The organism is Selenomonadales bacterium (assembly GCA_017442105.1).
Taxonomy (GTDB): domain Bacteria; phylum Bacillota; class Negativicutes; order RGIG982; family RGIG982; genus RGIG982.
Map to the genome: position 1 here is coordinate 1 of JAFSAX010000223.1, position 7,987 is coordinate 7,987.

Annotated in this window: 9 protein-coding genes; all 9 read left to right on the top strand. The window is 47.2% G+C overall.

Annotation, left to right across the window (positions count from 1 at the left end):
- A partial coding sequence (locus IJN28_08440; GenBank protein ID MBQ6713793.1) for an S-methyl-5'-thioadenosine phosphorylase occupies positions 1-313 on the top strand: 313 nt, incomplete at its 5' end.
- A gap of 13 nt (positions 314-326) precedes the next feature.
- On the top strand, positions 327-1,355 hold the full coding sequence (mtnA, locus tag IJN28_08445) for an S-methyl-5-thioribose-1-phosphate isomerase (protein ID MBQ6713794.1): 1,029 nt from the start codon (positions 327-329) through the stop codon (positions 1,353-1,355).
- The gene (locus IJN28_08450) at positions 1,355-2,596 is read left to right on the top strand and encodes an adenosylhomocysteinase (protein ID MBQ6713795.1); all 1,242 of its coding nucleotides are present in this window, start codon (positions 1,355-1,357) and stop codon (positions 2,594-2,596) included. Before mtnA ends, IJN28_08450 begins: the two co-directional genes overlap by 1 nt.
- A gap of 9 nt (positions 2,597-2,605) precedes the next feature.
- Positions 2,606-3,250 carry a class II aldolase/adducin family protein gene (locus tag IJN28_08455; GenBank protein ID MBQ6713796.1) on the top strand — a complete coding sequence of 215 codons (645 nt, stop codon included), beginning with the start codon at positions 2,606-2,608 and terminating at the stop codon, positions 3,248-3,250.
- A 10-nt stretch (positions 3,251-3,260) separates the two neighbouring features.
- On the top strand, positions 3,261-4,547 hold the full coding sequence (locus IJN28_08460) for an amidohydrolase (GenBank protein MBQ6713797.1): 1,287 nt from the start codon (positions 3,261-3,263) through the stop codon (positions 4,545-4,547).
- Between the two features lie 81 nt (positions 4,548-4,628).
- Entirely contained in the window at positions 4,629-5,807 is a 1,179-nt protein-coding gene (locus tag IJN28_08465) for an aminotransferase class I/II-fold pyridoxal phosphate-dependent enzyme (GenBank protein ID MBQ6713798.1), read from the top strand.
- Between the two features lie 82 nt (positions 5,808-5,889).
- Entirely contained in the window at positions 5,890-6,462 is a 573-nt protein-coding gene (locus IJN28_08470) for a phosphate propanoyltransferase (protein MBQ6713799.1), read from the top strand.
- Between the two features lie 163 nt (positions 6,463-6,625).
- Positions 6,626-7,534 (top strand): patatin-like phospholipase family protein, encoded by a 909-nt coding sequence (locus IJN28_08475; GenBank protein MBQ6713800.1) that lies wholly within the window; start codon positions 6,626-6,628, stop codon positions 7,532-7,534.
- A gap of 15 nt (positions 7,535-7,549) precedes the next feature.
- Positions 7,550-7,987: ribonuclease H family protein (locus tag IJN28_08480; GenBank protein ID MBQ6713801.1), on the top strand; the 438-nt coding region annotated here is incomplete at its 3' end.

Genomic DNA, 7,987 nt, shown 5'->3' on the forward strand with positions numbered 1-7,987 from the left:
GTCACCTGCAGAGATCAAGATGTTTGAGAAACTCGGTGGTGATCTTGTCGGCATGACGAATATTCCCGAAGCTACGCTTGCGCGAGAAGCAGAAATGTGTTATTCGACTGTGTCGATGGTAACAAACTTTGCGGCAGGCATTTCGCCGACACCGTTGACGCACGGTGAAGTCGTTGAAACGATGGCGCAGAATGCAGAGAATATCAAACGACTCATTATGAAAACGATCGACATGATCGACATTTCCCATACGGACTGCTTGTGTCGCAGAGCGATGCGCGAGTATGGCGGATTTCGTTTGGAGGAGGAATAAGTAAGTGGAATCGATGCGTTGGAATAGTGATAGCCTTGAGCTGTTAGACCAAACGAAGTTGCCGAAAACTCTTGAATATATTCATTGCCAAGACTATCGTCGTGTAGGTCTTGCGATCAAACGCTTGGAAGTACGTGGTGCCCCGGCTATCGGTGCGGCGGCGGCATACGGTGTCGTGCTTGGTGCGCAGGAAGTTGTTAAAGAAGTGGATTTTCGCACCAAAGTTGCTGTGATTGCAGAAGAATTGCGACAGACACGCCCGACAGCAGTTAATTTGTTCTGGGCGATCGACCGTATGATGGCGGCACTTGATGTGTGTGATGGAGAGATGACAAACGATGCTGTTGCGGCGAGATTGGAAGAAGAAGCGAAGTTCATAGAAGAACTCGACCGTGAAGTGAATCGCAGTATGTCGGAATATGGTGCGACACTTTTCACGGAACCTGTATCTATCTTGACGCATTGTAATGCCGGCGCGCTTGCTACGGTCGCATACGGTACAGCACTCGGTGTTATCCGTCAGGCTCATGCGGAAGGTCATGTTGTGCGTGTATTTGCTGATGAGACAAGACCGCTTTTGCAGGGTGCACGTCTTACTGCGTGGGAGCTTAATGAAGACGGTATTCCTGTGACACTCATTACTGACAACATGGCAGGGTGGGTGATGAAGCAGAAAAAGGTTCAGGCTGTTATCGTTGGGGCAGACCGTATTACGAGCAATGGTGATGTTGCGAATAAGATCGGCACATACAGTGTTGCCGTGTTGGCGAAAGAACACGGTATCCCGTTCTATGTAGCGGCACCGATGTCTACGTTCGACTGGACGATGGAATCGGGCGAAGAGATTCCTATCGAGGAACGCGATGCAGATGAAGTAAAACACGTTTACGGTGTACAGACGGCACCGCTCGATATTGATGTATTCAATCCTGCTTTTGACGTAACTCCGCATGAATATGTAGCGGCGATCATTACGGAAAAAGGCATTATCCATAACCCGAATAAAGAAACGATGGCACAATTCAAAAAGGAGAAGATGTAATGCAGTCCATTATCAAAGATATCAACCTTGCACCGGAAGGTCATTATAAAATCAATTGGGTAAAAAACTTTATGCCTGTTGTCAATGCGCTCAATGATGAGCTCAGTCAGACGAAACCGCTCGCGGGCAAACGTATCGTTGTTACGATGCATCTTGAAGCAAAAACGGCATATCTCGGTCTTGTACTCAAAAATGCAGGTGCAGAAGTTATCATGACAGGTAGTAATCCGCTCTCTACGCAGGATGATGTCGTTGCGGCACTCGTCGATCAAGGCGTTACCGTATTCGCGAAATATAATTGCACGGCAGAAGAGTATGATGAGTATCTCAACAAGGCACTTGACATGCGACCGAATATGATCGTTGATGATGGTGGCGATCTTGTTGCACTTTTGCATGGTGAGCGCAGTGAACAGGCGAAAGAGATCTGGGGCGGTTCGGAAGAAACAACGACAGGTGTCATTCGGTTAAAAGCACTCGAAGAGGAAGCGCGTCTTCAGTTCCCGATGATCGCTGTAAACGATGCGTACTGCAAATATCTGTTCGACAATCGCTATGGTACGGGTCAGTCTACTTGGGACGGCATCATGCGCACGACAAATTTGACGGTCGCAGGCAAAACGGTCGTTGTAGCAGGTTACGGTTGGTGCGGCCGCGGTGTTGCGATGCGTGCGAAAGGTCTTGGTGCGAATGTTATTGTGACAGAAGTCAACCCGATCAAAGCGATCGAAGCTGTGTTCGATGGATTCCGTGTCATGCCGATGGAAGAAGCGGCGCAGTACGGTGATTTTTTCGTTACACTTACAGGCTGCAAAGACGTTATCCGCAAAGAACATATGCTTAAAATGAAAAACGGTGCCATCATGGCAAACGCAGGTCATTTTGATGTAGAGATCAATAAAAATCATTTAAATGAGATTGCGCAGTCTACGGCGATCGTTCGCAAAAATATCGAAGAGTTCGTTCTGGCAAACGGCAATCGTATCTATCTGTTGGCAGAAGGTCGTCTTGTCAACCTTGCGGCAGGCGATGGTCATCCGACGGAGATCATGGACTTGTCGTTCGCACTCCAGACGATCGCGGTTCTTGAGATCGCAGAAAAACACGATCAGATGGAGAACAAGGTCTATAACATTACGGATGAAATGAATGAAAAAGTGGCAGGTATCAAGCTTCGCTCGATGGGTATCGCGATCGACACATTGTCGGACGAACAGTATCAATACTTGCATCAAGCGTGAGGAAAGCATATGAAAGAACAGTTATGTCAAGCAGTGATCGAGTATGCGCATCGCATGACGGAAAAAGGTTTGATCGCAGGTACGTGGGGGAATATCAGCGTGCGTATCCCGGATACGGATATGATTGCTATCACGCCGTCGGGACGCGATTATATGACGCTTGTACCGAGCGATATTGCGATCGTCAATATGAAGGGTGAGTGGGTTGATGGCAATTACAAGCCGTCGTCCGAGCTTCCGCTTCATTTGGCTGTCTATCGTGCCAGACAAGATGTCGGTGCACTGATCCATACGCACAGCATTTATGCGAGTGCTTGTGCGGCCGCACGCAGATCGATTCCTGCTATTATAGAAGATGTTGCCATGATGAACGGCGGTGTCATCGAGGTTGCCGAGTATGCGGCGAATGGGTCTACTGAGCTTGCTGCCAATACAGTACGCGCGCTCGGTGAACATCAGTCGGTACTGCTTGCCAATCATGGTATGCTTGGTTGCGGTTCGAATCTCAAAGAAGCAATGACGATGTGTGAGCTTGTCGAAAAAACGGCAAGGATATTTATTGCGGCGCAGTCACTCGGGGGAGCGGTAGAGCTTGATCGTGATGATGTTATGCGTATGAGAAACCAGTATTTACAGCATTATCGTCAAGTATAGGGGTGAAGATATGAGTCGTATTTTACTTAAAAATGCACATTATTTCAGTACGGATGGTACCGCTAAACAAGGCGATATCGCTATCGAAAATGATATTATTTTGTCGGTAGGAGAAAGCGTGGCAGAAGACTTTATACCCGATCGCACGATCGAATGTAAAGATAAGTTTGTCATTCCGGGCTTTATCAATACGCATACACATGCGGCGATGGGGCTTTTCCGCAGTTATGCCGATGATATGCTTTTGATGGACTGGCTTCAGAAGAAGATCTGGCCGATCGAAGGCAAAATGGAAAGTGACGATTTTTATTGGGGGACGATGCTTGGTATCGCAGAGATGATCCAAAGCGGTACGACGATGTTTGCCGATATGTACATGGGTATGGAACGCGTTGCCGAGGCTGTTGAAGAAACAGGTATCCGTGCCGTTATCGCACGTGGTATGGCAGGCGTTGCGCCGACAGCAGAATCGGCACTCGTCAACAGTGAATATCTCTACAATACATATCATGGTGCGGCAGACGGCAGACTTCGCGTTATGCTCGGCCCACACGCGCCGTATACATGCCCGCCCGATTATCTCAAACGTGTCGTAGCGCTTTCGGAGAAACTCGGTGCAGAAATTCATATCCACTTAGCGGAAACGCAAGGCGAGGTAAACGATTGTCTTAAATTATACGGTAAAACTCCGATGGCATTGATGGACGAAGTCGGACTTCTTGATCGTGGCGTATTGGCAGCGCATTGTGTTGTCTTGTCGGAAGAAGATATTGCGCTGATGGCGGCAAAAAATGTTCGTGTAGCACATAACCCGGGCAGTAATATGAAACTTGCCAGTGGTATTGCGCCTGTTCCTGCTCTTCTTAACGCAGGTGTCTGTGTCGGTCTTGGGACAGATGGTTCGTCGTCTAACAATAATCTCGATATGCTCGAAGAAGTTCACCTTGCGGCACTTCTTCACAAAGTGAATACGCTAGATCCGCTTGCTGTTCCTGCGCATACTGCACTTCGTATGGGTACGACAGAAGGTGCGGTCGCGCTCGGTGTAGGGGATACGATCGGTCGTATCGAAGCAGGCTATCAGGCCGACCTTACGATCTTTGATATGAACCAGATCGCCTGGACACCAAGACATGACTTGGTATCGCTTCTTGTTTATGCGGCAAACTCTTCGCATGTTGATACGGTCATGGTTGCAGGCAAGATATTGATGGAAAATCGCAGATTAACGACGATCGACGAAGAACGTGTGAAATTCGAAACGAATCGTTCGATCAAACGATTGCTTCAAGCCTAAGAAAAAGTGAAAAAAGAACAGGATTTTGCTGATTTTTCACGAATTATATAATATATTATGTGATTTTGAGGAGGAACACCTATGAGTATAGGAGCGACTCGTATGCAGAAGCTTGCTTCTGCGATCTTTTCGCAGGTAGATGATTTGCGAAAAGCAGAGATTGCTAAGGGAAAAGATGTTATTACGCTCAGTATCGGCAGTCCGGATATGGCACCGGCACCGCATATCGTCGAAGCACTTGCAGAGTCTGTCAAAGACTTGAGCAATTATGGATATACATTAACACGTGGTTCATCGGAATTTTTGCATGCTGTTGCAGATTGGTATAAACAAGAATTCGATGTAACGCTTGAACCGAATACGGAAGTGCATTCCCTTATAGGTTCGCAGGAAGGTCTTGCACACCTTAGTGCGTGCTTGACGAATCCGGGGGATATCGTTTTGATTCCCGATCCGGGTTATCCGATCTACAGTGCAGGTCCGCTGTCGGCTGATGCAGAACTCTATCATATGCCGCTTCTTGAAAAGAACGGCTATCTGCCCGACTTGGAAGCGATTCCCGAAGAGATCTATCACAAAGCCAAAATGATGATCCTCAACTATCCGAACAATCCGCTTGCTGCTACGGCAACGGTTGAGTTCTTTGAAAAAGTTATCGAATATGCAAGAAAATATGACTTTGTCGTATGCCATGACTTTGCGTACAGTCATCTTGTATTCGATGGTTACCGCCCGCCGAGCTTCTTGTCGGTAGAAGGCGCGAAAGAGGTCGGTATCGAGTTTAATTCATTGTCGAAATCGTTCAATATGGCAGGCTGTCGTGTCGGTTATATCGTCGGTAACAAAGAAGTCATCGAGCTTCTCGGCCGTTTGAAATCGAACTACGATTACGGTATTTTCTACCCGATCCAGAAGGCGGCCGCAGCGGCGTTGACAGGCTCGCAGGAGTGTGTGCACAATACTGCCGAAACGTATCGCCGCCGTCGTGATATTTTGGTTGACGGTCTTAACAAATGCGGTTGGAAGATGGATAAACCGATCGCAAGTATGTATCTTTGGGCACCTGTACCGACGAATCAGTCATCGTATGATTTTACGGTAGACTTTTTGCAGAACACAGGCGTTGCTGTTATCCCGGGCAGTGCGTTCGGTGAATATGGTGAAGGTTATGTGCGTTTTGCTTTGGTACAGCCGGAAGAAAGACTGCAGCAAGTCGTTGAACGTGTCGGTGAGTGGTTTAAGACGCTTGGACTGAACTAAGTTGGTATTTTCTGCTTATAAGCAGTAATACATATATTCTCGTATGGAGAGAAATTTAAAAAATAGGAGAGTGTAATACGAAATGGCAAAAAAAATTGTTGTTGGTATTTCTGCAAGACATCTTCATGTATCGCAGGAACATTTGGAAATCTTGTTCGGTGAAGGTGCAGAACTTACTGTGAAAAAAGAATTGGGACAGCCGGGTCAGTACGCTTCCAATGAACGTGTTGACGTTGTTACGGAAAAAGGCAGCTTCCCGGGCGTTCGTATCCTTGGCCCTGTACGTAAACAGACGCAGATCGAAATCTCTATGTCTGATGCATTGAAATTGAAAATTAAACCGCCTGTACGTGATTCCGGCGATATCGAAGGTACTCCGGGTGTAAAACTCGTTGGTCCGAAAGGCGAAGTTGTATTGGATAAAGGCGTTATCGTTGCAAAACGTCACATCCACATGACTCCTGCTGATGCTGAAGAATTCGGCGTAAAAGACAAAGACCTCGTTAAAGTTGCTATCGGCGGCGAACGCGGCCTTATCTTTGACAACGTATTGATCCGTGTACATGACAGCTTTGCGCTTGAAATGCACCTCGATACAGATGAAGGCAATGCTTCCTTGTGCGGCACTGGTGACCTCGTTGAGATCGTAAAATAAGATTATAAAAAAGACTGCTCGAACAGATGTTCGGGCAGTCTTTTTGTATATAGATAGCATGATAGGGAAGGATTCGAAAGATATCCGCACGAATAATATATGATTGTTGCACCTCTTGGATTTTGGGCACATAACCTACTTAGAGGTGAGTAGGATGAGGAGAGTGCGGGCGGATAGACCGACGGTTGGTCTGGCGTTAAGCGGTGGTGGCATCCGCGGGCTTGCGCATATCGGTGTGCTCAAGGCGCTGCGAGCACATGGCGTACCGATCGATTGTATTTCGGGAACGAGTGCAGGTGCTATCGTGGCATCGCTTTATGCAACGGGATATTCGATCGATGAGATGGAATCGCTTGCCAAGAAGATAGAACCGACGGAGTTTGTCGATTTTAATTTGACGGTATCAGACTTTATTAAATTCGGACTAAAAGAAATGATGAGTACGCAAAAGCGTTTTTGGGCAGAAGTGCCTAAGGGACTTATCAAAGGCAAACGGATAGAGAAATACTTTTCTGCTCTGTGGGGCGAGAAAACGGTTCGTGATACGAAGATACCGCTTGCGATAACGGCGGTCGATATCTATACGGCCGATACGGTATTTTTTGTATCGCCTGATTGTTCGCTCGGATTTGCGCCGAGCGATACGCGATACGACCGAACTGCCCGCATTGATGAAGCGGTACGAGCGAGCATTGCTATCCCGGGAGTGTTCTTTCCGAAAAAATATCGAGGGATGCTTTTGGTAGATGGTGCGGTGAAGAATAATCTTCCGACAGATATTCTGCGCGAGATGGGCGCTGATATCGTGCTTGGCGTTGATCTTGGCTATAATGGTGCACCGTGCTATGATATTCATGTGACGGGTGAAGTGCTTTTGCGCACGATCGATATTATCAATCGAGAATTGACACTGCTGAAAGGTGCGGAATATGCAGATTATATATTTCGTCCCGAGGTAGATAGTGTCAGTCTGTCGGATATGAAACATGCATTGTCTGCGATCGAGATCGGCAGACGAACTGTTGAAGAGGATTGGGAACGTGTGAAGAAGATTTTTCGCACGAAAAAATAAGGAAACAGAGGGACTATGATGGCGACGAAAAAATATTATGCGGTACAAGCGGGACGTGTTCCCGGTATCTATACAACATGGAACGATTGCCAAAAGCAGGTCGTTGGCTATAAAGGAGCAAAGTTCAAAAGTTTTCCTACACAGGAAGCGGCACAGGCATATCTAAACGGTGAAGAAGTTACTATGACGGCGAAAGAGGTCATCGCCAATGGTTGGGCGATCTATGTAGACGGTAGTTTTTTGAACGGTCGATACGGTTGGGGATTCGCCGCTTATCGAGATGGGGTGCTCATTCATTCGGCTAACGGTTCCGATGATAAAGAAGAAGCGGTCGCACTTCATAATGTAGCAGGTGAACTAAAAGCTACGATCGAAGCCGTCCGCTGGGCGAGAGAAGAAGGTTTCTCTCCGATTACGATATATCATGATTATGCAGGCATCTCGGAATGGGCA